Annotated in this window: 23 protein-coding genes; 14 read left to right on the top strand and 9 right to left on the bottom strand. The window is 49.8% G+C overall.

Annotated features, from left to right (window positions below; translation table 11 throughout):
• Positions 1-789: an energy-coupling factor transporter transmembrane component T gene (locus tag ACKKE8_RS29780; protein WP_409176167.1), complete on the top strand. Its 789-nt coding sequence runs from the start codon at positions 1-3 to the stop codon at positions 787-789.
• Positions 790-805: 16 nt separating this feature from the next.
• Positions 806-1,654: an alpha/beta fold hydrolase gene (locus tag ACKKE8_RS29775; RefSeq protein WP_409176166.1), complete on the top strand. Its 849-nt coding sequence runs from the start codon at positions 806-808 to the stop codon at positions 1,652-1,654.
• A 39-nt stretch (positions 1,655-1,693) separates the two neighbouring features.
• Here the strand turns inward: ACKKE8_RS29775 and ACKKE8_RS29770 are convergent, their stop codons facing one another.
• A complete protein-coding gene (locus tag ACKKE8_RS29770) occupies positions 1,694-2,389 on the bottom strand; it encodes a hypothetical protein (RefSeq protein ID WP_409176165.1) in 696 nt (231 codons plus the stop codon).
• 156 nt (positions 2,390-2,545) lie between these two features.
• Here ACKKE8_RS29770 and ACKKE8_RS29765 point away from each other — a divergent pair, with 156 nt between their 5' ends.
• The 4 genes from ACKKE8_RS29765 to ACKKE8_RS29750 all read left to right on the top strand — a co-directional run bounded on the left by ACKKE8_RS29765 (position 2,546) and on the right by ACKKE8_RS29750 (position 7,938).
• On the top strand, positions 2,546-3,292 hold the full coding sequence (locus ACKKE8_RS29765) for a gluconate 2-dehydrogenase subunit 3 family protein (RefSeq protein ID WP_409176164.1): 747 nt from the start codon (positions 2,546-2,548) through the stop codon (positions 3,290-3,292).
• 14 nt (positions 3,293-3,306) lie between these two features.
• A complete protein-coding gene (locus ACKKE8_RS29760; protein ID WP_409176163.1) occupies positions 3,307-5,028 on the top strand; it encodes a GMC family oxidoreductase in 1,722 nt (573 codons plus the stop codon).
• Between the two features lie 220 nt (positions 5,029-5,248).
• A complete protein-coding gene (locus ACKKE8_RS29755; RefSeq protein ID WP_409176162.1) occupies positions 5,249-6,457 on the top strand; it encodes a trans-sulfuration enzyme family protein in 1,209 nt (402 codons plus the stop codon).
• 26 nt (positions 6,458-6,483) lie between these two features.
• Complete coding sequence (locus ACKKE8_RS29750; RefSeq protein WP_409176161.1) at positions 6,484-7,938, top strand: sigma-54 interaction domain-containing protein; 1,455 nt, start codon at positions 6,484-6,486, stop codon at positions 7,936-7,938.
• A 65-nt stretch (positions 7,939-8,003) separates the two neighbouring features.
• Here ACKKE8_RS29750 and ACKKE8_RS29745 read toward each other — a convergent pair whose 3' ends face one another.
• From ACKKE8_RS29745 to ACKKE8_RS29735, 3 genes are all read right to left on the bottom strand, one after another.
• Positions 8,004-8,327 (bottom strand): antibiotic biosynthesis monooxygenase family protein, encoded by a 324-nt coding sequence (locus tag ACKKE8_RS29745; RefSeq protein ID WP_409176160.1) that lies wholly within the window; start codon positions 8,325-8,327, stop codon positions 8,004-8,006.
• A 76-nt stretch (positions 8,328-8,403) separates the two neighbouring features.
• Positions 8,404-9,297, bottom strand: coding sequence for an arylamine N-acetyltransferase (locus ACKKE8_RS29740; RefSeq protein WP_409176159.1), 894 nt, complete (start codon positions 9,295-9,297; stop codon positions 8,404-8,406).
• 202 nt (positions 9,298-9,499) lie between these two features.
• A complete protein-coding gene (locus tag ACKKE8_RS29735; RefSeq protein WP_409176158.1) occupies positions 9,500-10,015 on the bottom strand; it encodes a stalk domain-containing protein in 516 nt (171 codons plus the stop codon).
• A 223-nt stretch (positions 10,016-10,238) separates the two neighbouring features.
• On the opposite strand from ACKKE8_RS29735, the gene ACKKE8_RS29730 reads away from it, so the two are divergent.
• Positions 10,239-10,928, top strand: coding sequence for a uracil-DNA glycosylase (locus tag ACKKE8_RS29730; protein ID WP_409176157.1), 690 nt, complete (start codon positions 10,239-10,241; stop codon positions 10,926-10,928).
• 78 nt (positions 10,929-11,006) lie between these two features.
• Here the strand turns inward: ACKKE8_RS29730 and ACKKE8_RS29725 are convergent, their stop codons facing one another.
• On the bottom strand, positions 11,007-11,648 hold the full coding sequence (locus ACKKE8_RS29725) for a thiamine diphosphokinase (protein ID WP_409176156.1): 642 nt from the start codon (positions 11,646-11,648) through the stop codon (positions 11,007-11,009).
• 33 nt (positions 11,649-11,681) lie between these two features.
• Complete coding sequence (locus tag ACKKE8_RS29720) at positions 11,682-12,086, bottom strand: 2Fe-2S iron-sulfur cluster-binding protein (RefSeq protein ID WP_409176155.1); 405 nt, start codon at positions 12,084-12,086, stop codon at positions 11,682-11,684.
• A gap of 142 nt (positions 12,087-12,228) precedes the next feature.
• Here ACKKE8_RS29720 and ACKKE8_RS29715 point away from each other — a divergent pair, with 142 nt between their 5' ends.
• Positions 12,229-13,137 carry a GNAT family N-acetyltransferase gene (locus tag ACKKE8_RS29715; RefSeq protein WP_409176154.1) on the top strand — a complete coding sequence of 303 codons (909 nt, stop codon included), beginning with the start codon at positions 12,229-12,231 and terminating at the stop codon, positions 13,135-13,137.
• 16 nt (positions 13,138-13,153) lie between these two features.
• Here ACKKE8_RS29715 and ACKKE8_RS29710 read toward each other — a convergent pair whose 3' ends face one another.
• On the bottom strand, positions 13,154-13,960 hold the full coding sequence (locus tag ACKKE8_RS29710; RefSeq protein ID WP_409176153.1) for an Fpg/Nei family DNA glycosylase: 807 nt from the start codon (positions 13,958-13,960) through the stop codon (positions 13,154-13,156).
• Between the two features lie 204 nt (positions 13,961-14,164).
• Here ACKKE8_RS29710 and ACKKE8_RS29705 point away from each other — a divergent pair, with 204 nt between their 5' ends.
• Positions 14,165-15,322, top strand: coding sequence for a class I SAM-dependent RNA methyltransferase (locus ACKKE8_RS29705; protein ID WP_409176152.1), 1,158 nt, complete (start codon positions 14,165-14,167; stop codon positions 15,320-15,322).
• A 36-nt stretch (positions 15,323-15,358) separates the two neighbouring features.
• Complete coding sequence (locus ACKKE8_RS29700; protein WP_409176151.1) at positions 15,359-18,094, top strand: DUF4855 domain-containing protein; 2,736 nt, start codon at positions 15,359-15,361, stop codon at positions 18,092-18,094.
• Positions 18,095-18,148: 54 nt separating this feature from the next.
• Here ACKKE8_RS29700 and ACKKE8_RS29695 read toward each other — a convergent pair whose 3' ends face one another.
• Both ACKKE8_RS29695 and ACKKE8_RS29690 read right to left on the bottom strand, forming a co-directional pair.
• Entirely contained in the window at positions 18,149-18,796 is a 648-nt protein-coding gene (locus ACKKE8_RS29695) for a hypothetical protein (protein WP_409176150.1), read from the bottom strand.
• Positions 18,797-18,875: 79 nt separating this feature from the next.
• The gene (locus tag ACKKE8_RS29690) at positions 18,876-20,123 is read right to left on the bottom strand and encodes an MDR family MFS transporter (protein WP_409176149.1); all 1,248 of its coding nucleotides are present in this window, start codon (positions 20,121-20,123) and stop codon (positions 18,876-18,878) included.
• A gap of 572 nt (positions 20,124-20,695) precedes the next feature.
• Here ACKKE8_RS29690 and ACKKE8_RS29685 point away from each other — a divergent pair.
• From ACKKE8_RS29685 to ACKKE8_RS29670, 4 genes are all read left to right on the top strand, one after another.
• Positions 20,696-21,808, top strand: a complete 1,113-nt coding sequence (locus tag ACKKE8_RS29685; RefSeq protein ID WP_409176148.1) for an aminopeptidase — start codon at positions 20,696-20,698, stop codon at positions 21,806-21,808.
• 565 nt (positions 21,809-22,373) lie between these two features.
• Positions 22,374-23,306 carry an RluA family pseudouridine synthase gene (locus ACKKE8_RS29680; RefSeq protein WP_409176147.1) on the top strand — a complete coding sequence of 311 codons (933 nt, stop codon included), beginning with the start codon at positions 22,374-22,376 and terminating at the stop codon, positions 23,304-23,306.
• A 126-nt stretch (positions 23,307-23,432) separates the two neighbouring features.
• Complete coding sequence (locus ACKKE8_RS29675; RefSeq protein WP_409176146.1) at positions 23,433-24,056, top strand: YhbD family protein; 624 nt, start codon at positions 23,433-23,435, stop codon at positions 24,054-24,056.
• A 14-nt stretch (positions 24,057-24,070) separates the two neighbouring features.
• The gene (locus ACKKE8_RS29670; RefSeq protein ID WP_409176145.1) at positions 24,071-24,799 is read left to right on the top strand and encodes a polymer-forming cytoskeletal protein; all 729 of its coding nucleotides are present in this window, start codon (positions 24,071-24,073) and stop codon (positions 24,797-24,799) included.
• Positions 24,800-24,819: the final 20 nt, after the last annotated feature.

Genomic DNA, 24,819 nt, shown 5'->3' with positions numbered 1-24,819 from the left:
ATGAAGAATGCCCATCCGAGCTACACGCTGCTTGTATTCGTGCTGCTGGGCTTGCTCCCTTTTTTATTCCAGGACCCGCGCGCGCTAATTGTTCTGTTGGCGATAAACGTCGCACTGATTGCCAGGCTGGGCTGGGAGCGCTCCATGATTAAGGCGTATGTATTGGTTGGTGGAATCGGTTCGTGCTTTGCTGTGATTACGTGGCTACCGTTTACCACCGTGGGCAATCCGTACTGGAGCAGCACAATTCCTTTGATCCACTATCCCGTACAAATCACGGATGTTGGTGTCTTATGGGCATTAGGAATGGGACTACGACTGGCAAATGTAGCATTATTGTCGATGTACTATGTGTTTACGACTTCGCCTAGAGAAATAGCGATGGGACTTCGCGGGATTGGCGTTCCGTTTTCGATTAGTTATTTGCTTTCGCTCATTTTTCGCTTTATCCCCCTCGTCAAAAATGATTTAGCGATCATTCGGGAAGCGCAGATGGTACGAGGGATGTCGACCAGTGAAGGAAATGTTCCAGAACGCATCAGGAAATACAGCTACCTGCTCGTACCGCTCATCTTCAACTCACTCAAGCGTGTGCAACTGATCGCCAATGCATTGGATGCCAAAGGCTTTCGCATGCGTAACAGTCAGCATCGGTTTTACCGCAGCAAACGGTGGAAAAAAACAGAAGTACTCACACTCGTGGCTGGTGTATGTATCGTCGCTGCACTGTTTTACATTGCCCGATTACATCCAGATCATATAGGCGTGCTGATTCCAGGGCGTATTTAGTAAGGAGGCAGTCAGAATGGACGAAGCATTGTTTTCACAAGTCAATCGATTGCAGGTAGAAGGGGGCACGCTGGAGTACGGCGTAGCAGGAAAGCCAGATGCACCTGCACTGCTGCTTTTGCATGGCATTCGCAACACCAAGCTACTGTTTGCGCCCATCCTGCCAGCATTGGCAGAACGAAATCGGGTGATTGCGGTAGATATCCGTGGTCATGGGAATTCTGTGAGCCATGGTTCCTTTTCGTTTGAGCAGATCGTAACGGATTTGATTCAACTTTTGGAGAAAGAACAGCTCGAACAAGTAACGATTGTCGCAGCGTCCTTTTCTGCTGTGCCTGCCCAGATGCTTGCGATTCGCGAGCCCAAGCGCGTAGCTTCGCTCGTCCTGCTGGATGGAGGCTATTATTCCTTGGGAGAAGTGCCCGGATTCAATAGGGAGAAGGTTGTCGAACGACTGGCTACCACGCGGTTTTCTTCCGTGGAGGAAGCGGAAAGGCAGTTCGCAGAGCGGTATGGTACGAGAGTGATGCCAGCGGGCTGGATGCGAGACGAGCTTTTGAAAAGGGAAGACGGCAGCTACGGATACCGTTTGCCGAGGGAGGCGTTTTCGGCCTATTTCCAAGAGTACTGCGTCCATAGCCAACCGGAATTGTTCCAACAGCTAACATGCCCCGTGCTATTACTGCTGGCTGACGACGGCTTATTGTCAAAAGATGAGCAGCAGTTTCATCGACAGGCAGTCGCCAATTATCAGCGGATTGTGAAGCAGGCCAAGGTGAAAATGATACCGGACGCACAACATTTGCTGATGGTGACGCATCCGCAAGAGACCGTTGACGAAATTCATGATTTTTTATCGAAATAAGGAAGGGACAAGCGAGTATGCTTGTCCCTTTTTCTTTGTTTACCGCTTCGCTTCGCGCATGAGTACGTTCAGCTGTTCTGCCATGGCTTGCTGATCCTTTTGATCTCTCATGTGCTTTTTCACCGTTTCTAGCGCTTTGATACCTTTTTTCGAGCTCACGACCTTCACGGGTGTATCCGTTCCATAGATACGCTCGATTTGGGCGCGTGCTTGTGCGAATGTGTTCTTGTGATCACTCGTACCCAATGTCCCTGCGGTTCCGCTCCCTGATTTTGTACGGGCAGCATCATGCCCTCGACTGGAGCTACCAGAGTAATTGCTAATGAGATGGGACTGCATCGGGTCCATTTGATTGATCGATTGTGCATTGGCAGTAGAAGGGGCCAAGTAGATGGCATCATTTAAGATCAACGCCTGGACGCCGTGAACGCCCGCTGCCTTCAGTTGGGCTTCCAGCTTTGTAGAAGGACCGCCTGTGTGCAAGTGTGAGCTGCCCATGGAGCTGTAAAGAGTATTGCCCATTCCGCTATACGTATGGCCGTGCGAATTTGTCGTGAATTTTTTGTCGCGGTCCACGCTGGGAATAACCGTTGCGTCATTTGGATTTTGTGCCAATGACTGAGTACGTGCTGGCGGTTGTGGTACCGGAGCCGGAGCCGCTTGATTCATACAGGCCGTCAAAAGAAGAACAGCCCCTAATCCTGCGGTTCCTACCCATGTATGGAAGTGCTTCATTACGATCCCTCCAAGTCTTCCTGCCTAGATAAGCTTATCCTTTGTTCGCTGCATGAAGTTATGAGTGGAGCATGTTGGAAAAAATTCCGTTGATCACGAGTATCTTGTGGAAAAAATGCACAAAACAAAGGAAGGAAATCACTGGAGGTGTAAGTTTTGGCAGATTCAAACAACGTGAAAGAGCAGCCAGTATCCCGAAGGAACTTTTTGAAAAACTCCGGGCTGGTGCTCGGCGGTTTGGTCGTAGGGGGAGTGGCAGGGAGCTTGCTCCGCAGACCGGAAACTCCGCCGCAACCGGGAGCAGCACCGGCCCCTGCCGCCGATTACAATCAGGCACTCATGTTTTTTACGCCTGAGCAATTCAAGGTGGTGGATGCCGCCTGTGAGCGCATTTATCCTGAGGATGAGCTGGGGCCAGGCGCGAAGGCACTCGGTGCCGCTTATTTCATTGACCACCAGCTAGCAGGTGACTGGGGCTTTAACGCTCGTGAATACATGCAAGCGCCCTTTTTTCCGGGTGAGATCACACAGGGCTATCAAGGCAGGTTGAAACGTAGGGAAATATTCGATATCGGCCTTCAAGAGATGAACAACTACAGTAACAGTACCCATGGAAAGCGGTTTTATGAACTCCCTCCGGAACAGCAGGACGCTGTTTTAAAGGCTTTTGAAACCGATGAAGTAAAATTGACGACCATTTCGGCGAGCACTTTTTTCAATATGCTGCGGGCCAGTACGATCGAAGGCGTTTATGCAGACCCTCTGTACGGAGGCAATAAAAATATGGACGGCTGGAAAATGAAGAATTTCCCAGGTAATCAGATGGCGTATACACAGCTGATCGATAAACCTGAGTTTGTGAAGATGGCTCCCTTAAGTCTGCGGGATCATCAACAACATTAAGGGGGACTGTACATATGGCCAAAAAGCTGCCGAAGGTTGACGTCGTAATCGTGGGGGTGGGCTGGGGTGGAGGCATTATTGCTTCTGAGCTAACCAAGCAAGGTCTGACAGTAGTGGGGCTAGAGCGAGGCAAGGAGCGCAAAACCGAAGACTACTTCATGGTACACGATGAATTGCGTTACGCTCTTCGTTACGAGATGATGCAAGATTTGTCCAAGGAAACGATCACGTTCCGCAGTAAAATGAACGTTCGCGCGCTTCCCATGCGGTCATACGGTTCCTTTTTGATCGGGACAGGACTCGGGGGAGCTGGTATCCACTGGAACGGACAGACCTTCCGCTTCCTGCCGTATGATTTCGAGATCCGCAGCAAGACAATTGAACGGTATGGAGCAAACAAAATTCCAGAGGGAATGACGATCCAGGATTGGGGCATTACCTACGATCAACTGGAGCCGTACTTCGATAAGTTTGAAAAGATGGCAGGAATCGCAGGCGAGGAGAATCCGTTGGGGGGAAAACGCTCCAGTCCTTATCCGGTACCTCCGATGCGTACTACACCGAGTATGAAAATGTTTGCGGATGCGGCGAAAAAGAAAAACCTCCATCCATACATCCTTCCATCAGCAAATCTCTCGCAAGCGTATACCAATCCAGACGGGGTGGCACGGGCTGCGTGTCAGTACTGCGGCTTCTGTGAAAGGTTTGGTTGCGAGTACGGAGCAAAAGCCGATCCAGTGGTGACGGTGATCCCGGTAGCCAAGAAGACAGGGAAGTTTGAAATTCGCACGCATTCCCATGTTCGCAGAATTTTACATACAGGGAACAAGGCGACAGGCGTCTTGTATACGGATGTCACGACAGGGGAGGAATTCGAACAGCCCGCCGATATTGTGGTGATGACCAGTTATGTATTCAACAACGCGCGCATCCTGCTCATGTCCAAGCTGGGGAAACCGTATGATCCAGCAACGGGAAAAGGCGTGATCGGTAAAAACTACGCCTACCAGGTCATGAGAGGAGGCGCGGTCGGCTTCTTTGACGACAAGGAGTTTAACCATTTTGCAGGCGCAGGATCGTTGGGAATGTGTTTGGATGACTACAACGGTGATAACTTCGATCACTCCGATTTGAAATTTATCCACGGGGCGAATATCGCTGTCACACAAACCGGCTTCCGACCAATCGGCACGAACAAGGTGCCACCGGGAACGCCTAGCTGGGGCAAGGATTTCAAGGCTGCATCGATCAAATACACGAATCGGTTCATATCCGTAGGCGCCCAAGGAGCTTCCATGCCATTTCGACAGCATTTCCTTGATCTGGACCCGACCTACAAGGATGCATTCGGTGATCCGTTGATGCGCATTACGTATGATTTCGTCGATCAGGACAGGGAGCTGGCGGCTTTTTGTGCAGATAAGTGCGCGGAAATTGTGAAAGAAATGGGTGCGAACGAGAAGCTCGAAATCAACCGCAAGCTCGGACCCTACGATATCACACCATACCAATCGACGCACAATACAGGTGGCGTCATCATGGGAGCTTCTCCAGAAACCTCGGCCGTTAACAACTACTTGCAGATGTGGGATGCGGAAAACGTATTTGTCGTCGGGGCTTCTGCCTTTGCTCACAATAGCGGCTACAATCCGACTGGAACGATGGGGGCGCTCTCCTATCGAGCGGCAGAGGGTATTTTGAAATACAGGAAAAGCGCGGGTGGCATGCTCGTCTAGGATGTTTTTCTAGTTGTGCAAAACCCAATTGCAACTATGCGAAAAGTCGTTGGGGCAACTAACGGCTTTTTTTCGTGAATTCGAAAAAATTCATTTGCATGATTGCGAAAGTCTATGAGCGCAAAAAAGGGAAAAGCACTGGAATGATGCGGTTTCTCACCTTGGCATGCTCCTTGCTATATCCTTTGGTAACAGCACAAGCCAAAGGGAGAGACGAGAAATGACGACAAACAAGTGGAAGATGGACACCTCCATTATTCATACCGCACAAAAGCCTTGCCAAAAAACAGGAGCAGTCGTATCCGCGGTGGTGCCCGCTGTGGCCTACGCGTTTCCAGATGCAGACTCCGCAGCGGCGTGCGTGGCTGGCGAGCGGGAAGGAACGTACTACGGAAGATACGGTAACCCTACAATCACCACCTTGGAGCAAAAAATCGCTGCATTGGAAAATGGTGAAGCTGCCTTGGGCGTAAGCAGTGGGATGGCAGCCATTTCGGGAGCTTTGCTCGCCTTTTTGAAGCAGGGTGATCATGTGGTGTGTACGCGAGATGTGTACGGTGGTAGCTACAAGTTTCTTACGACCATGGCCCCGCGCTATGGCATTACGACGGACTTCGTCGATTGTACCGATTTGCAGGCAGTCGAGAGCGCTTTTTTGCCGAACACAAAAGTCCTGTACATCGAAACACCCTCGAACCCGTGCCTGACTGTTTTAGATATCTCAGCGTTGTCACGTTTGGCGCACGCTCATGGCATTGTGGTCATCGTCGATAACACCTTCTTAACGCCGTATTTGCAGCGACCGCTTGAGCTTGGGGCGGATGTCGTCGTGCATAGCGCCACCAAATATTTGAACGGACATGGAGATGTCATCGCGGGCTTCATCGTTGGGAAGCAGGAGCACATCCAATTCATGCGCAAAAACGTCATGGGAGACTTGGGACAAAATTTGAATGCTTGGGATGCTTTCTTGATCTTGCGTGGGCTTAAGACACTCGGCTTGCGTGTCAGACAGCATGGGAAAAACGCGCAGGCAGTGGCGGAGTTTTTGGCGCAGCACCCTGCAATCTCGCACGTCTATTACCCTGGTTTGCCTTCGCATCCACAGCATGAGCTGGCTAAACGGCAAATGGCCGGAATGGGCGGGATCGTTTCCTTTGAAGTAAAGGGTGGCTACGAGGCAGCCAAATCTTTCATTAACGCTCTGCGCTTGGCTATGATATCGTTTAGTCTAGGAGATCCCGAGACACTGGTACAGCATCCTGCCTCGATGACGCATTCCTCGATTCCTGCTTCTGAGAGGATCAAGTTCAACATTACGGACGGTCTGATTCGCTTATCGACTGGCTTGGAGGATGTGGAGGATATCATCGCGGATTTGGAGCAGGCGTTAGCTAGTGTGCCAATGGCGGCAGCGTCCAGGGGATAAAGGAACGTGAAACTGGAGGATTGGGCATGACAGAGTTTTCCCGGATTGAGGAATTCATTCAATCGTACGCCGACAATATTTCAAAGGTGCTGGGACTCGATGTCACCATCCTGGATGAACAAGGGATACGTGTGAGCGGAACCGGCTACTATCAGGAGCTGATTGGATTGCCTGCGCCGGAGGGATCGTTTTTCCGAATGATCCTGCAAACCGGACAGCCGGGAATGATTTTTGACATGAAAAAGAATGAGTCGGAGTGCGGCAATTGCAAGTTCTTGCAGCAATGCCGGGAGCTGGCGACGATTGGATTTCCAGTTCACAAACGGGAGAAGACGGTAGGGGTCATCGGAATTATCGGCTTTTCCCCTGAACAAAAAGAAAAAATGCTGCACCATTCGGAAAAATGGATGCCGTTTTTGCAGCATACGAGTTCCTTGATTGAGCACAAGTTGCTAGAGCTGGATACGGAGCGGGAGAAGAGCTGTAACATTCAAGAGGAAATGCCCCAGGCCTCGGTTCATCCGGTGTATTTCGCCCAGCTGATTGGGGCAGAAACAGGCTTGCGCGATGTGATTGCCAAAGCGAAAAAAGTGACGAACAGTATTTCTACTGTTTTGATCCGGGGAGAGAGCGGAACGGGCAAGGAGCTGTTGGCAAAAGCCATTCACTGCGAGAGCGGGCGCAGCAGACAGCCATTTGTCGCCGTCAATTGCGCGGCGATTCCCGAGACCTTGCTAGAAAGCGAGCTATTCGGGTACGAAGGTGGCGCATTCACAGGCTCCAGACGCGAAGGGAAGCCGGGGAAATTTGAATTGGCCCACAAGGGAACGATTTTTCTGGATGAAGTAGGCGATATTCCGTTGTCCCTCCAGCCCAAGCTGCTGCGCGTTCTTCAAGAGAAAACAGTAGATCGGGTGGGCGGCGTGAAGACGCTAGGCGTGGATGTACGTGTCATTGCTGCTACACACAGAGATTTGGAGAGCATGGTCAGGGAAGGAACGTTTCGTGAGGATTTGTATTATCGACTCAACGTCATCCCCCTGCGGTTAAAGCCGTTGCGTGAACGCACGGAGGATATCGCGCTTTACCTGCAGCACTTCCTGTATCGGTACGGGACGTTGTTGCAAAAAGGCAGACTGGAGCTCGAAGCCCAACTCGTCCAACGACTACAGGCATACGAGTGGCCGGGGAATATTCGTCAGCTGGAAAATGCCGTCGAGTATATGGTCAACATGGCAGAGGGGCCAGTCATCGGCAACGACGAGCTTCCCGAGTATTTGCTGTTCGAGGATGAACCGACGACAGTAGGCAGCGATTTGGGATTGGAAAAGCTGGTGGCAGAATATGAACGCTCCATTCTCCAGCGCTATTTGAACGCAGGCAAGTATGGACAGGACAAAGCCGCGATTGCCAATGAGCTGCAAATCAGCTTGTCGACCTTGTACCGGAAGATGGAGAAATACGGTTTGGAAAAAGGATAGAGGAAATAAAAAACCAGCCTGACTTGATCGGAGTTTTTCCGAGGTCTGGGCTGGTTTGTTTGTATTTACGAAGGCTGCGGTTCTTTTTTCGCTTTCAGCTCGTAATGGCCGGTATTGCCGCTAATGTACCACTCAGGGGTTTTTTCTTCACGCGCTTCGCGGTGACCTGCCAGATGAACATCACTCATCTCCCACTGCTTCCACGCTTCTTTTGATTCCCAGCGGATTATGACGACCACTTCTTCTTCACCTTTGCGTGGCTTCTGTACCAGCACGCTCAAATCTACAAAACCAGGAGCCTTCTCAACAGCACCAGGCTCGCTAAAGCCTTGTACAATTTTGTCAGAATGACCTTCCTGAACGACGTATGTTTTTATCTCCATCATCATGAAGTGCGACACTCCTTATATCCCATTTCCCTACTTTTCCATATTATTGAGAAATATTATCATTGTCAACCAGATATTAGCAAATGGTAGGGCGATCGAGAGCTTCGTTTTCAAGTGGAACTTCTTCTTTCTTGGGGGCAGTGAAAATATCAATACCGCGTTCGAGCAGGATTTCTACTGCCTCGCGAACAGGGAGAAGTGGCAATTGCATTTCATCGGCTACGGCAGCTTCTATATCAGAGACAGTGTGGAGAGGTGTTATCTGGTCTGTGCCATCTGAATAACCGATGTGGAGAGTGTTGTTTTTGAGGAGCACGAAGCGATCTTGCTCCAGTTGGAAACGGTGTATGTGAAGTCGATTCAAAAAGAAGGCGTCTGGTAAATAAGAGGAGCGGATGACTTCCGACAAATCGGACAGTTCTTTTCGTTCATTCGGATGAAAATCCCACGGAGGAAGTGCCACTTTCCCGTTTTCATACCGCGTAAAGCGATAGTGTTCAGGGTGATCGGGACTTTTGGTCAAATCCATCGAAACAGTGCCAAAAGGCCTGGCATGGTTCCCGTCTTCCAGAAAATGAATCGGCTCAAAGATAGGAGCGGTAGCCCCCGTATCCACATAGACGGGTGTCTCTCCAGTGTTCGGGCCATCGATCAGGATGGCAGCATGCCCACCGCCTGGCAAGATGAGGTGACCGAAGAAGCCAAGGGTGCGAAGCAGTGCGAGAAAGCTGTGATTGTTGGTATAGCATGTGCCGCCGAAGTTATAGTGGATCGCATTGTGTACATATTCCTCAGGGGTCGGTACCTCATGTTTTCCGTCACGGAAGAAGAGCAGCTTGCTTACATTTTCATAAGGGAAGGTCTGCAGATGCGAGCGACAGAGCTGACTGAGATAAGAGAGGCTAGGGGACTTGCGGTCTAGCTGTAAACGTTGAAGGTATAAACTCGCCCAGTTCGGTAAGGTAGACATAAACAAGTTCACTCCTTATATAAAATAAATAGTAAATAAAAATGTTTATTAATTATCGGTATGGAGATAGTATCACAACGGACAAGTGGTAATCAATCTAAATTTTTCCAAGAAACAAAAAAGGCACCGGAAGGATATCCTCCAGTGCTAGCGGGTCCCTAGTCCGCTGTCTTTTTCGTACGAATAGATAAGTGCAAAAGAATTATAACAACGACTTAATTTCCCCATTATTCGGGTTCACTACGAACCAGCCATACGTACTGGTGTAGCTGTCGCCAGATTGGAAGTTGTTTACGACCGTTTGGTACACTTGGATGACATAGTGACCTTTTTCGTCGTCATGAGCGTACTCGACTACATGTGTTGGCGAGAGTTTGCCAGCGAATTTCTTTTTCACCAGCTCGATCGCTTCCATTTTGGAGTACATTTTTGCTGTTGGAATTTTACCGATGAAAATCGATTTGGTTCTCGCATCGTAAATGACCGGTTTGTTCAGGTTCTCTGCTACGAAGCGGATTGGCACATAGACGGAGTTTTTGTACATGATGCCTTGTACGTCGCTGCTTGGTGATTTCGGCAACCCGTCAAAGTAGTAGGTGAACGGTGTTTTCATTCCTTCTTCCGCGTCTGGAAAAGCGGGTGCTGCAATAGCAATTCCGGAAAAGAGCACCGAACCTACAACAATGCCCCCCAAAAATGACTTGATGTCCCATTTCATGATGTGAAACCCTCTCCCTTTCTCTTTTCTCTAAATCTTCCCAGCAATCATTATGTCAAAGATCATAGGAGAAAAGCTATCAAACGAGGGTACTAGGAAATAAAGACTAGGAATTATAGGAAAGATAGGACTAAATCAGAATAGTCCTAGTTCTCGAATCAGTGGTTCAGTGATTGGGAGGTTTGTGGTAAGGTAGAAAAAAACAGCGGACAAGGTGAGGAACATGACTAGCATATTGCAAAATGACTGGGCCCCCGTATTGGCCGATGAATTCGAGAAGCCCTATTATGTAAAGCTTCGTCAGACGTTGAAGGAAGAGTATCAGTCGCAGACTATCTACCCAGATATGTATCATATTTTCACAGCGCTGCACCTAACTGAATATCAGAATGCAAAGGTTGTGATTTTGGGGCAGGACCCGTACCACGGACCGGGACAAGCACATGGATTGAGCTTTTCGGTCAAGCCGGGAATCAAGCCGCCGCCGTCTCTGGTCAACATTTACAAAGAGCTGAAAAGCGATGTCGGTTTTGAAATTCCCCAGCATGGTTACCTGAACCATTGGGCGAAGCAAGGCGTCATGATGCTGAACACCGTTCTGACGGTTCGTCGCGGTACTCCGAATTCGCATAAGGACATTGGGTGGGAGACATTTACGGATCGAATTATTCATTTGTTGAACGACCGGGAGACTCCACTCGTTTTCATCCTGTGGGGAAAGCATGCGCAGGAGAAGGCGGCCTTCATTGATCGAAACAAGCATTTCGTCATCGCCTCCCCGCATCCGAGCCCATTTTCGGCGAATCGCGGCTTTTTTGGTAGCCGTCCTTTTTCGCGGACCAATGAGTTTTTGCGTTCGCGCGGGCTTCAAGAGATTGATTGGCAGTTGCCGATGCAGGTAGAGGAAGAGTAGCCTGGCATTTGTGAAGGAAAAGGAAAAGGATCTCCATTGTTTTGCATCATGCAGGGAGATCCTTTCTTTATCTAGCGATTAGTCTTTGCTTTTGACAACGAGCAGCTTGCCCGTTTGAATCGTGATCGTTCCGGTCGGTTCCGTTAGGAGGTTGCTGATGCCAAGCGTGTCGCCGATCCGCAGGGTCGCGTCCTTCAACGGATAGAGGAATCCGGTTAAGGTAATCCCTGTGACTTCCGGTGTAAAAGGCAGCAGGGAGATATGATCAAAATGATTCTGCTCTATCGTACTCTGGTGGTCAATCAGACGGATTTCATTGGTCTCATCCAGGATGCGGCAGTTGATGCCCGTCTGCAACGCTTTGTTCAGCAAGTGTACGTTTGCCAGCATATGGTCAAAACGAGAGCCGAGCACACCGAGCAGCACAATTTCCTCGGGCTGTTGCTCGATTGCCCAAGTAAGGGCCATCTCTGTATCGGTCAAATCTTTCATAACGGGATCGCAGGAGGAGACGTGCGTACTGTGGCGTTCAATTTCTGCCATTTCCTCGGAACTGACAGAATCAAAGTCACCGATCGACAATCTTGGCAAAAGACCGTTGCGAACGAGGAACAAGGAACCTCTGTCAACACCGACAAGCCAATCATTTTCACGAATCTCTTGGATCGCCCAGTTGCCCAGATTGCCTCCAGCGAATAGTAGGATGCGTGTAGGATTCATGCTACGGCCACCTTTTTCTATTGGAAATACCCTCTATGTAGGAATCGAAGAGCGAAATGTGCTCTGACAAGCGAGGCGATAGCCTGTAGCGAGTTTTTCTCCCAGCTTTGCTTTTTCCTGTCCGGTTGGGGTGTCGAGTAATGATGCACCAGCTACGATCTGTACGCTGCACTTGCCGCAATGCCCTTGTTGGCATTTGTAAGCGATGGGTTGATCTTGCGTGAGCGCAGCTTGTAATAGTGTCTCGGAGGGAGTGTACCGGACTGGCATCGTTTGTGAGCGCTGCTTCACCTGTACGAGCTTTTGCTCTGATTGGGGGCGAGTCGGGCTCATTTCTGTTTTTTTCAACGACGTATGCAAGGGAACGGGAGCTGGATTCGACATCTGTACGTCAGTTCGTCCAGGAATGAGCGAGCCGACCGTAAGCTGTTTGCGCATAGGAACCTCCCGAGTAAGTGATTATTTAATTTTACCATGTCAGGCGTGTGGGTGACAAAGCTGGAGAAAGTGCTTGTAAATGATTGAATTTTTAGATTTTATCGATTAAAATAATTTTATCAAAAACCAGGAAGGTGATACCATGATTACCATCAAACGGATGAGCGACTGTACCTTTGCAGAAGTGACCAAAGCGTGGAACAGAGGATTTGAAGGCTATTTTATCGAGTTTACGATGACAGAAGAAATGCTTGTCCAGCGATTGGGGGGCGAGGGATACGTGCTGTCCCTGTCTGTCGTTGCTTTTGACGGCACGGAGCCAATTGGCGTAGTAGCCAGCGGGATGAGGACCATTGCAGGGCGAAAAGTCGCGTGGAATGGTGGAACGGGTGTCGCCACGGAATATCGTCGACAAGGAGTAGGGAAGCTGCTGATTGATGCGACATTGGATTTGTACCGGGAAGCTGGGGTGGAAGTAGCTACCTTGGAGGCATTGAGCCAAAATACCAAAGCGATTGCTTTGTATGAGCAAAAAGGCTATGACGTCGTGGATCGTCTGTTGTTTTTGCAGCAGAGTGGGCCGCTGGCAGAGAATGCCTTTCAGACAAATGTACAGGCTGATTATCGGGTTCGGCGCATTTTGGCACAGGAAGCTGCCATGTTGCCGTTTTACGTGACCGATGTCCCTTGGCAAAATTACTGGCTGAGCTTGCGAGATGCACAGGCCGTGCTTGTAGAAAACAAAGAGGGTCAGGCGGTCGGCTACGCGATGTACAAGTGTTCGGTAAACGAAGAGGGCAAAGTGAGCGGGATCGTGCTACGTCAATGTGTAGCACAGCCAGAGCATCCTGATGCGCAAGACATTTTGAAAACCGCACTCGCGCATGTGTATGGGCCGCTTGCACACGATTGCCGCCGTTCTACGTTTAATTTGCGCGCGGCTGATACCTTGCTTGTCGAAATACTGCAATCGGCGGGATTTGATCCTTCCGAGACGGAGCAGGTGTTTATGAGCAAGCAGATGGAAGCCGCAAAAACCCCTGTCGTCTAGGGAGTGAAAACGTCTGTCAATGCTGGCAGTTCGTGCAGGCGAATACTTTGCGGGAGGAGAGCTCACTCTTTTCTATAGGCTGACCACAGCGCGGGCAAGGCTCTCCGCCGCGATCGTACACCTGGCAGCGTTCATCGAAGCCGCCTGTCAGGGAGTCGCCAGAAAAAAGCGGCTGCATGTAACCGCCGAATCGAATCGCTTCTTTGAGCACGGTTTGCATGGAATGATACAGTCGTTTTTGTTCCTCGAACGAAAGCGTCGGGATCGTCCGGGTAGGCAGGATGGCGGCATGAAAGCAGATTTCGTCCGCATAACAGTTGCCGATGCCCGCCAGCCAATGCTGATTGACTAATGCTGTTTTTAGGACACTGCGCTTGTCAGCGAGCAGCTCCGTAAATCGGGTAAAGGTAAACAGCGGGTCCAATGGCTCCGGACCGAGTGGAGCCAGTTTTTCGTCGATCTGAACGTTGGTGAGCAAGTGCAGATAGCCTAAACGGAGGCCGTGAAAATATAAAATGCGTTCTCCAAAAGCAAGAGTCACTTGGGCAGTTCGCTTCAGCTTGTCTTCCGCAGAGCCTAGGTATAGAAAGCCGCCGAGCATCAGATGAAGCAGCAGGACATGTCCACTTTCCAGATGGAAGAGAAGATGCTTGCCGCGTCGGTCGACAAGTGTCAGGCGATTGCTTTGCAAAAGACGAGCAAATTCCGCAGGCGGCAGATTGATCGTTTTTTCCCGCTGAACATGTGTGGCAGTAATATTTCCGCCACCGACATTCTCCTGCAGCAGTCGGCGATAGGTCTCCATCTCAGGTAATTCTGGCACGCTGACTCCCTCCCGTACGCAAAGTTTTTCGTAGGATTTCCCAAATGGATGGTCCACATGCCGTACCCGTCACTGTTTTTCGGTGATGGGTCGTTTCAATTTAGAGAAGTTTACCAACCCTATTACCAAATGGGGTAATATAATATGTAGGTAGTAGGACAGGGCATTTGCCCGAAGGATTATTGGACGGACAGGAGATTACATATGCAAAAAGTAGAATTGATCGCTACGGCGACTTTTGGGTTGGAATCAGTAGTAGCAGAAGAGGTAAAGGCACTCGGATACGGTCCGGTACAGGTGGAAAACGGCAAGGTAACGTTCACCGCAGATATTTCTGCGATTCCCCGCACAAATTTGTGGTTACGAACTGCCGACCGCGTGCGTCTAAAGATAGGGGAGTTCAAAGCGACTACGTTTGACGAGCTGTTTGAACAGACAAAGGCACTGCCATGGGCCGATTGGATTACAGAGGACGGGACGTTTCCTGTGGAAGGGAAATCGGTCAAATCTACCTTGTTCAGTGTGCCGGATTGCCAAGCGATCGTGAAAAAAGCAGTCGTAGAAAGTCTGAAAAAGACCTACAACCGCGAGTGGTTCGATGAGCAAGGACCGCTGTACAAGATCGAGGTGGCACTTCTCAAGGATGTGGCGACGCTGACGATTGATACGTCAGGACCGGGCCTGCACAAGCGCGGCTACCGGGAATTGATCGGACAAGCGCCACTGAAGGAAACCATGGCTGCGGCGATGATTATGCTGTCTCGCTGGAAGCCTGATCGGGTATTCATGGACCCATTCTGTGGATCGGGTACACTTCCGATTGAGGCGGCGTTGATCGGACAAAACATCGCTCCGGGGATGAACCGGGAATTCGTTTCCGAGACGTGGCCTATCATTCCGAAAACAGCTTGGCGTGAAGCGCGCGCAGAGACCCATGATTTGGCTCGTTATGATCAAAAGCTGGAGATTATCGGGACAGATTTGGATGACGAGATCTTGAAAATTGCCCGCCACAACGCCACTGAGGCTGGTGTAGATGACCTGATTCATTTTCAGCGCATGGATGTGCGGGATGTGCGAACCAAGCGCAAGTACGGCTACTTGATTTGCAACCCACCTTATGGGGAGCGCTTGGGAGAATGGAAGCAGGTTGCCAAGATGTATGGAGAAATGGGGAAAACCTTTGCTGCCATGGATACGTGGTCTTTCTACATTATTACATCCGACGAACAGTTTGAGGAGCATTTTGGTCGTACAGCAAGCAAAAAGCGTAAGCTCTACAACGGAAATATCAAGGTAGATTACTATCAGTTTTTCGGACCTAGACCGCCGCGCGGGCCAATGGTTACCCCGACCGAGTAGACATAAGAGTGGGGCATAATTGGAGGAGAAAATGCAATGAGCAAGAAAAGATTCGGGAGCAGAATGCTGGCTGCGCTATTGGCAGCAGCTACATTACTGGTCCAAAGCACGCCGTTGACTCATGCTGCAACAGAGCCAGAGAAACCGGCGGTGGAGAGCGAGAAACCAGCAGGAGAGACCAAAAAGCTGGAAGATCAGTTCAAAAAACAAGAAGAAGCGCACACGGAGTTTACGGATTTGGGCAACAGCTACGCCAGTAAAGCCGTAAACAGACTCGCAGCCCTTCATATGATCAGTGGTCAGGGAGAAAACCGCTTCAACCCGCAAAACACGATTTCTCGACAGGATATTGCAGTGCTTTTGACAAAAGTAATTGGTCTTCAACCAACAGAAATCGAGGATGCCGCTTTTGAAGATGTACCATTGGAAAGTCCTTATGCACCGTACGTATATGGACTCTCTGAGTTAGGTGTGATGAACGGTAGAAGTGAGCACACCATGGGTGCTCTAGACCCGCTTACACGACAAGAGTTGGCCGTCATGCTGTCTCGCTTGATGAAAGAGGGCGCTGTGACCAAAGTGGCAGGTCAGACTCCTGTTGCATACAGCGATGAAGTAGAAATCGCCGACTACGCCAAAACGGCCGTGGAAGAAGTAACGAATCAACGCTGGATGCAAGGTGCAGGCGGCAAGTTTAATCCGACAGGAACCGTCACGCGTGCGGAGGCTGCTGTGATCGCTGAGCGTGTCTTGGATGCACGCTATCAGCAAGCAGAACAGGTGAAATACAAGGTAGATGTCGAGCGGCTGAGTTTGGCTGCTGGCACGAGCCAACGCTTGAAGGTAAGCAGTATCAGCGGAGATGAGCTGCCGTTTACACCTATTTTCGCTTTTGACCGTCCCGAACTGGGAACTGTTTCGGCCGACGGAACCTTTGTTGCTGGTCCCACTGCGGGAAAAGGGAATCTCACGGTGACAGTCGGCTACAAAACGACGACAATTCCGGTTGAGATCAAGGACGCTGGTAAGCCAGCTGTTGAAAAGGCAGAGGACACACCAAAGTCTGCACCTGTGACTTCCTCTAATGACTCGGCAACGAAAGTCGATGAAAGCAAGACGGTAGTAGAGGGAGAAAAACCAGACGCAGACACAGGAGCAACAGAAACGGATGCTACGAAGCCTGCTGATCCGAAGGAAGAGTCGGAGGAGCCAGCAGAGAAGGACGAACTGGTCAATATCGCACCAGGCAGTTATACATCGGTTACTACTTTTGGAGCGCCAGACTCGTATTTCCAAGAGCTGGAGAAGCAGTATCCGGGTCCAGTAGGGGGGCTTGTTACGCCTACAGAAGACTGGACGGGATACCACCGTCAGTTTGGGCGCAAGGTGACCGTTGAGCTCGACGAGGCGAAGCCATTGGAGAGAGTTGCGCTGACGTTTAAGCAGCAGAAGACCTCGGGCATCACGATGCCAGAATACATGGAAGTCGAGGTATCTCGCGACGGGAAAGTGTGGTCGTATGCGGGAAGAGCCGTTCACGATGTTTCCGCCAAAGAGGACAAGCTGGTTACACGCACATTGAGCGTGACCTTGCCAGACGTCAACACCCGTTATGTCCGGGTATCGTTCCCGGTGAAAGTATTTACGTTCGCTCGCCAGCTGGAGGTATGGGCAAAAACGGATAGCGAGTGGAACAATGGCGCTGTCATGCTGCCGCCACCAAACCCGGCGAAGCTGGAAGAAGCTAAACAAGCAGGGCGTCGTGTGGAAAATATGCTGCTCGCTTATAGCGGAGAGCATGGCGAACTTGGGACATGGACCAAAGAGGATTTCCTCCCGATGGTTGGCTACCGCACCGTAGATGGTTATATGCGTGACCAGATGTTTGACACGATTCTGTTCCTGCCGTATCAGACCATTCCTGCTACGAAGGAAAGCTGGACAAAGTATATGAATGATTTGTTCGGCTCGAACAAGCAGCTCGACGCTCTCAACCAGGCAATGCGGGAGTACAACCGCCTACGCGGAACGCTGTATACGACACCGACGCAGGAAAATGTCGTGCTGGCGCTGCCGTATCCAAATGCCAGTCAGACCAATTTTGGTCAGTTGGATGAAAAGAAACCGTCTCTCTCCTTCAACCCTGCGGGAATTGGGGAAGAGCAAGCGTATCTGAATCGCAAAGCTGCGTTGGAATGGTACTTCCAGGAGCTCATGAAGCGCTGGAACAAGGAAGGATACGCCTATCTGAAGCTGGAAGGAATCTATTGGTTCCATGAGCTGGTGGAGGATAGTGCACCGAAAGAGCGCCAGCTGATTCGCGACATGGGGAGCATGGTGCATGACGAGGCGTTGCGCTACTATTGGATTCCGTATTTCGGTTCACCGGGAGTGTCCGAGTGGAAATCTCTTTATTTCGATAAGGCGTTCTTACAGCCGAGCTATTACAGCGACAAGCCGGTGGGAATTGACCGTATTCAAGGGGTACTGGAGGTCGTCAACAAGTACAACATGGACATCGAGATCGAAGGCGACTGGAAGATGTACAACGATCCGAAGTTCTATCAGACCTACTACAATCAGCTAGTTGCCACCCACAAGCTGGGGATGGATAAAAACAACGTACACGCTTACTACTTCGGCTCCAAGACATTGCTAGAGTCTGTCAAGAGCACAGACCCTGTCAAACGCGCCATCTATGATGATACGTACAAATGGATGCGCGGTCGTTTTGACAGAACGGAATTTTTCGAGGGCAGCGAGATGCCGTAGTGAATGGAAAAGAGTCTGTTTCCCGCTTTGAGGGGAGACAGACTCTTTTTTTATCTAAAGCGGATGGGCAGACTTTCGCCCAATCCTTTTCCTATAGATCTCCACCAGTTCCCCCAGGATCATTTCTTTCCTCGCGTATAGAGGCGGACTCGGATGGTAGTAATCGATTCCCCTGGGGCAGGGCTTGCCAAAAGTCGGTACCCCTGCTGCTGCGACCCGTTGTTTCCACAGTTTCTTGAGCGAAGAAAAATGCTGGCAGGAATGGTGGTGTGAAAGCCCCCACCCCAGCAGGAGCCACGGATGCTTTTGCAGTTCCTGCGTAGATGCGAGCTGAGCTTCGAGCGTCGTTTCTTTCTCATGAATGAGCTGCTCGAAATGAGAAATGGCACTCACGGCAGCGGCATTTTGTACGGAAAACAGGTTGTAAATATGAAATCTGCCTGCCAATGCCCGTTTTCCGTAGATCGCCTCCACCAGCCGGATCAATTGTCGCATTGTGGGATCGAGTGTGGTTTGACCCATGATGCTATGACCCGATGCAGGTCTTTCACGAAAAAGCTTGGCACTACCTGGGTTCAGTAAGAGACAGCTCCCAAGAGAACGATGACCCTCTGAATTGGTGCCCCATTGAAGATAGGTAGAAGTTCGATAGACGACTCCTCGATGCTCTCTAAATGTAGCAAAGGCATTCGGCTGGTTCATGACGATCCCCTCCTGGTCAAGCTATCTATGACCCATTTATATGAGAGGAGGGGATTTGGTAGAACGGACATACTCTACTCTAGCTACTTTTGCTAACTTCTTTGGCACCAATCATCCGGAACAAAATGATATACAGATAAGCACTGACTAGGGTTAAACCCAGGATGACACCGAATACACCAACAGGAGCGAGCCATTGGGATAGACCGATCGTCAGGGGAGCGATGAAGCGACCAATCGAGAACTGGAGCGAAGAAGCTCCCATGTACTGACCGCGTGCGTCCTCCGGTGAGTATTTACTGATGAAGCTCTGGGCGACTGGTGTGCGCATCAGCTCGCCGAATGTCAAAATCGCCATACAGCCGAACAGGAGCCAAATATTTGTCGTAAAGGCCATCAAGAACAGGCCGAGACCGAACAAGATGGAGGAAATGACGAGGCTGTTGCGATCGCTCCAGTTTTCAAACCAGCGTGTGACCGGCAGTGTAAACAGAACCACCAAAAAACCATTTAAAGCCATGAGCCAGCCGAATGCGCTGGTTCCGCCGACAGAATAAGTCCAATTGCCCCACGAAAATAATGGTTGCTGCATGACATGCTCTTTGACATACAACGCCATGTAAATATCCAACTGCATGAATCCAATGGCGATTAAAACCCCTGCACCAATATACAGGGCAAATGCTTTATCTCGGAAAATAATGGCGTAACCCTTGAATTGCTGAATCAGGGAAAAACGTTCCTTTGCCTTTTCCTGTCGCACGTGTTCAGGCAGCGTTTCTTTGATCAGGAAAAAGACGGTGATCGCAAAAAGCAACTCAACGATGGTACAGAACATCAACAGCTGCGGGCGATAATGAACAAAAAAGACAGAACCCAATACGGGACCCGCGACCACCCCGACGTTCATCGCTGTGTAAAAGGTAGCAAAGACAATTCTTCGATCTTCTTCTGTGGTCAGATCAGCCACCATGGCGGAGCTGGCAGGCCAGTAGAGAGCCCCAGCGATCCCGATCCCGATGAAGGCAATATAGTCGACCCAAGGGGACTGGGAGAAAGCAAAGAGCGCGAACATCACGGTCGATGTACAGAGCGAGAGCAGCATGGTGAACCTGCGCCCTACCCGGTCAGCCAAATATCCGCCAAACAGGTTGGACAGCATCCCGAGCAGCGGCGGCACCATCAACAGAAGACCTGCTACATCCTTCCCGAACGTATCGCTAAAATAAATCGCCATAAAGGGAAAGTACATCCAAAAGAAGGTATGCGTAATCAATTCACCAAAGAGACGTACCTTCAAGTTAAGATCCCACGAACGCCAAATCATGACAAGAATTCCTCCATTCCATTTCTGCAGGTGCCTTGACCTCGATTCTCTCCTTGGAAAAATTCCACGTAAAAAAGCGCAAACGGGGTAGAGACACTGCTCTTCCGCTTGCGCTTTATCAAACGATACAAGGGTGGCGGGAAATAACCAGTTCAACGGGGTACAAAAGAGAGACGGTTACCTACCTATGATTTTAGGTACAGTAAACCGACTTTTCACCCGAGAAGAATATGGCCCGCAATTCATATCGAGAAAAAGACGGAAGCGGTTCAGGCATCCTGCAGCTTCTAGCTTTTGATAGGGTTGTAAGAGGCAGTGCCCCTTAGCAGAGGCCCTACCTAAGCGAAGATAACTACAGAAAACACCATGAACTCAGCACTCCCGTCTTTCAAATTTTTTACATAGGTAAACTCTTGTTGATTAGAATACTCGAAAGAGTCGAATTTATGCAAGATAATTTTTGGGTTTTTTTTGAATAGTACCAAGAACATCGAGAATTGAAAAAGGTACCTTCATTCGGTAAAATATTTTTTAACAATAACCAATCATGTTAGGAATGTGGGGGATATCGCATGCTGGATGCACGCATCGTCAAGCTGGCTACAAATTTGCTGAGCCATTCTGTACGCCTGAAGGAAAAAGAAAGCTTGTTGATTGAAGTTCGTGGCGAGGGTCACGCTTTGGCAAAAGAGTTGGTTAAGCAGGCGTACGACTTGGGAGCTTATCCGTTCGTACGGATTATTGACCCGTCTATCCAACGTGAGCTGATGCTCGGTGCAAGTGCAGAGCGTGCGACTCATTTGGCGAAGTGGGAAGAGCCAATGTACAAAGATTTGGATACATATATCGTGATCAATGGTCCGTCCAATGACAGTGAGATGGCCGATGTCCCAGTAGAACGTCGTCGTGCACACCAAAGTGTGATGCAAGAATTGAATGACTACCTGACCAACAATGTGCGCTGGACACTGCTCAACTACCCGACCACGGCTTTGGCGCAAAATGCCAACATGTCTACCGTTGCTTTTGAAGATTTTTATTTTGACGTATGTTCTGTTGATTATAAAAAGATGCACGAAGCCTTTTTGCCTTTGCAGCAATTGATGGATCGCACGGACAAAGTGCGTCTGGTTGGACCGGGAACGGATCTTCAATTCTCGATCAAGGACATCCCGAGTATCATCTGCTCCGGGCTTCGCAACATCCCAGACGGTGAGATTTTTACAGCCCCTGTGCGTGACTCCGTAAATGGAACCATTACGTACAACACAGCAACAAGCTACATGGGCACGAAATTCGAAAATGTGTGTCTGAAGTTTGTAGACGGAAAAATCGTCGAGGCGACTTCTAATAACACAGAGAGACTCAACCAAATTTTCGATACAGACGAAGGAGCGCGCTATATTGGGGAATTCGCAATCGGCGTGCATCCATACATTCTGCATCCAATGAATGATATCTTGTTCGATGAAAAAATTGCCGGCAGCTTCCACTTCACACCAGGCCGTGCATACGACAACGCAGATAACGGCAACCGCAGCCAAATCCACTGGGATATGGTAAACATCCAGCGTCCTGAGTACGGCGGCGGCGAAATCTGGTTTGATGATGTGTTGATTCGCAAAGACGGGTTGTTCGTTTTGCCAGAGCTGCAAGTACTCAATCCGGAAAACTTAAAAGGGTAAAGCGAAATTACAGGGCCATCATGCTTAGCATGGTGGCTTTTTTGTTTGTTAAACGTAGCTGTCGTGAGGGAAGAAGCGCATTTCCAGTCTACGCTTCGGCCTACGCCCTGCAAGGGGAGATTGACTGTTCGCTCCGGAATAAATGGCGGGAGCGCTTCAAACGTAGAGGTTTCGAGGAAGGATTTCATCAGTGAAGCTGAAATTCCCCGCCATTTATTCCTACGCTAAGATGGGCTCCAGAGGCGCTTGGACTGGAAATGCGCTTCTTCCTACGTAGCTTTTGGTTAACTTCTTGAAGCTACTGATTTTGTTATCCTAGCCCCCCTGAGTAACATACAAGCCGCTCTAAAAGCACGAAGTAGACACAAGCTGTCCGTAAGCACTGTCACATGTCTGGAAGGAGACCGCCCGAACGAAGAGAGGATACAGGCGACTGGAAGACATGTGGCAGGGCTTCCCCCGACCACCTTCGTTTGAGGACAACCGTCTTTGCATTAGGACAGACGAGCATCTCTGACATCCTTTTGCTACAATAAGAAAAAAGCATGGAACAGAGGGATTAGACGTGAGCCGCAAAGATTGGATCGAATACATCGTCAGTGAACAAGACACGGGAATGAACGTGGAACAAATCGTCCGGCAAAAGCTCAACGTGTCGGGTCGTATGATGCAGCGGCTGACGAGAAGTAAAGGGATTTTGCTCAATCGCAAGCAGCCCTTCCTGCAAAGACAAGTTAAAGCAGGGGATACAATCGCTGTTCGTGTCATCGACAGACAAGAGCAAGCTCCTAGGCAGCCCCAGCATGATACGAAGCCCGAGGGACAGACCACACCAATGCCGTCCATCGACATTTTGTACGAGGACGATCATCTCTTGATTGCAAACAAACCGGCAGGCATGATGGTGCACCCGCTTAAACAGGAGACCGACACGTTGGTACATGCACTTGCTGCCGTGCTTGCTGCACGTGGCGAGCAGGCGAGCGTACATCCTGTACATCGGCTCGACAAAGATACGTCAGGTGCTATCCTCGTGGCAAAAAGCAGCTATGGTCATCAACTAGCTGACAGGCTGCTGCGAGAAGGAGGCATTCATCGCGAGTATCTTGCAGTTGCAAGTGGCGTGCTGGCAGAAGGAGCGGGAACGATCGATGCGCCAATCGGCAGAGATACGCGTCACCCTACGAAGCGTCGTGTCGTGGACAGCGGCGATCCTGCCATTACGCATTACGAGGTACAACAGACCTCAGAGGGAATGACGCTCGTTCGTGTCTGGCTGGAGACGGGGCGTACCCATCAGATTCGGGTCCACTTTTCCCATATCGGACACCCGCTTGCTGGCGATACGATGTACGGGGGAGCGAGAGGTTTGTTACGCCGACAGGCTCTGCATGCTTCGAAGTTATCGTTTTTACATCCCCTTCTCGAAAAAGAGGTTGTGGTCGAAGCGCCGATACCATCTGATATGAAACGCTTGCTGCAAGCGGAGTTTAAATAAGAACGGCCCAGAGGGACTTCTACGACAGAAGTCCTTTTTTCTGTGCAATAGTCCTCCGAGTGTCAAACAGTCTGTAGTTGAATAACGTAACAGTGTTATGTTACATTGTTTTTGGAGGTGCTTCACTTGGACACAAATGTAATCTCGAAGAAGGACCTGCTGGAGCTTACTGGCATTTCGTACGGACAATTGTACCGTTGGAAACGAAAGAACTTGATTCCAGAGGAGTGGTTCATTCGACGAGCAACTTTTACAGGGCAAGAAACCTTTTTTCCGCGCGAACAGATTTTGGCTCGAATCGACAAGATCCTGAACATGAAAGACGACTTGTCGCTAGATGAATTGGCGGATATGTTTTCACCGAATATGAGTGAAACGTCGTTGTCCGCAGATGAACTATTGGCACGAAACATTGTTTCAACTACTTCTTTAGAAGTGTTTAACGTTTTTCTCGGGAGCTTACGGACCTTTACCTTCCAGCAGGCGCTTTACGCCTATGTGTTGGAAAAGCTTTTGGCAGCAGGAGACTTGAGTGTAGAAGAAGGCGGCGGATTGCTGCAGGTACTGGCTAGCCACTATCCCAAATTCGAAGGGAAGCCTTGCGAGCTGATCTTTATGCGGAAGATGGGGATTTCCACGTTCGTGTTGGTGTCTGGCTCTACCGAAATGTATTTTGACAGCGGTGTAAAGGTAGTGACGCGGCTCATTCTAGCCAATTGCATCGAAGAATTAAAAGCAAAATTTATGTAGGGGGAGACCATATCATGCAGAACGAGAATAAGAACAAGTTAGATTTGATCTTTCATGGGGCAGTGAATGCTACGGGTGGCGTATACAACAAAGTAGATGTGCAGGGTTACGGCAAGATTAATGGCGACGTAGAGTGCGAGTCGCTTCATTGTGCGGGACATGTCAGTATCACGGGAAATCTCACTGGCTCTTCGGCAAGAGTAGAAGGCAACGCGTCGATTAAAGGCAAAGTGAAAATGGATACGTTATCTGTATACGGTCAGCTTGATGTTGCGGACGATTTGAATTTTACGAGTCTAAAAGTCGGTGGCAATGTCAAAGTACAGGGCAATATGGCAGGAGAGGATGTAAAGGTTCACGGATCATTGAAAACCGCAGGCGATTGCGAAGCCGAAGTGTTCCGGGCAAACGGCGCGTTTAGTATCGGAGGACTGCTGAATGCGGGGCGAATCGAGGTACTTCTGCATGGCAGCTGTGAAGCAAAAGAAATGGGTGGAGAGCACATCGAGGTGCGTCGAACTGGAAATAGCACTTTGGGCAAGTTGTTGAAGCATTTTCTCAACAATACCTTGTCTGTAGAGACGATTGAAGGAGACGAAATCTATCTGGAAAACACAAAGGCCAAGGTCGTTCGCGGCAACAAGATCGAGATTGGGCCCGACTGCGAAATCGACCTGGTCGAATACCGCACAGAATGCAAGCAAGACCAAAGCTCGCAGATCAAGACGATGACACAACGGTAAGGCTGACAAGAAAAAATTCA

Source organism: Brevibacillus fortis (assembly GCF_046196545.1).
Classification (GTDB): domain Bacteria; phylum Bacillota; class Bacilli; order Brevibacillales; family Brevibacillaceae; genus Brevibacillus; species Brevibacillus fortis_A.
Note: the sequence above shows the minus strand (reverse complement) of the source record. Positions and strands in the feature narration are given on the sequence as shown.